Below are 1,294 nucleotides of genomic sequence, written 5' to 3'. Positions count from 1 at the left end.
TGAGGGGCCCCGCGCTTTCCGGACAGCTGACTGATGGTGATCTGCGGGCAGATCTACGCTGCTTGCTGCCGGTCCAGGTACTCGGTGTGGACCTCAAGAGGGGTCCGGTACCCGTTCGCGGAATGAAGCCTGCGTCGATTATAGAAGCCCTCGATGTACTGCACAACCGCGCGGCGTGCTTTGCTGCGTGTGGCAAATACCATACGGTTTAGCCACTCGTTCTTCAACGCGCCGAAGAACGATTCCGCCATCGCGTTGTCCCAGCACACCCCGGTTCTTCCAACTGACCTGCGCATGCCGTAGCGGCGCAGGTGCCGGCCGAACTCATCGCTCGTATAGTTCGACCCGCGATCGCTATGGAAGATGCAGCCCTCCTCGATGTGGATGTTCCCGACCGCCGAGTCCAGAGCAGCCGTTATGAGCGAGGTCTTGAAGTGATCGGCCATCGCCCAGCCGACCACCATCTTTGAATGACAATCGATCACGGTCGCCAAATACAGAAAGCCTTCCCAGGTCGGAATGTATGTAATATCACCGACCAGCCTGGTGCCTGGACGCTCGGCTGTGAAGACCCGGTTGACCAGGTCGGGGATCGTACCGGGCTCGCCGGCCTGGGTGGTGACCGGCCGCCACGGCCGCGGCTGCACCGGCACAAGCCCCAGCTCGCGCATCAACTGCCGCACCAGCTCCGGCGAGACCTCCTCACCCGAGCGCGCCAGCACCGCGTGGACGCGCCGATAGCCGTAGGTCTCGTGGTTGGCCTCGAACACCGCCTCGATCATCAGCTTGAGGCGTTCCCGGCGTTCGGCGGTCGCCGACAACGGACGAGTCCGCCAGTCATAGAAGCCGGACCGGGACACGTGCAGCCAGGTGCACATGTCAATGATGGCGTGGTTGGCCTTCTCCGCGTCGATGAGCTCGTACTTGGCGCTCACCGGTGATCCTTCGCGAAGAAGGCCGCGGCTTTTTTCAGGAACTCGTTCTCTTCGCGAAGCTTGCGGACCTCGCGTTCGAGTTCCCGTTCCCGGGGGCTCTTCGGCTCGCCGGCCGATGTGGCGGACGGGTCCCCGCCGTGCCTTCGGCGGTACTCCTTAACCCAATTGCCCAAGGTGGTGTCGTGGATCCCGACCTCACGGGCTACATGGGCGATGGGGCGTGGGCCGTCCAGGACCATGCGGACGATCTCGTCCTTGTGCTCCTGGGTGAAATGCCGCCTCTGTCGTGCCAACGACCTTCCCTTCCGGTTCTCCCCAACCCTAGTTGGGGACCTGTCCGGAAGATCCGGGGCGCCTCA

1 protein-coding gene is annotated in these 1,294 nt (G+C 63.3%); it reads right to left on the bottom strand.

Annotated elements, in window-relative coordinates:
* Window positions 1-53: 53 nt before the first annotated feature.
* A protein-coding gene (locus tag IE99_RS0128455) for an IS3 family transposase (protein WP_157610547.1) occupies window positions 54-1,228 on the bottom strand; the annotation gives its coding sequence in 2 pieces (ribosomal slippage) (window positions 54-958 and window positions 958-1,228; 1,176 coding nt in all).
* Window positions 1,229-1,294 lie beyond the last annotated feature (66 nt).

The organism is Spirillospora albida, from assembly GCF_000718255.1.
GTDB lineage: Bacteria > Actinomycetota > Actinomycetes > Streptosporangiales > Streptosporangiaceae > Spirillospora > Spirillospora albida.
Note: the sequence above shows the minus strand (reverse complement) of the source record. Positions and strands in the feature narration are given on the sequence as shown.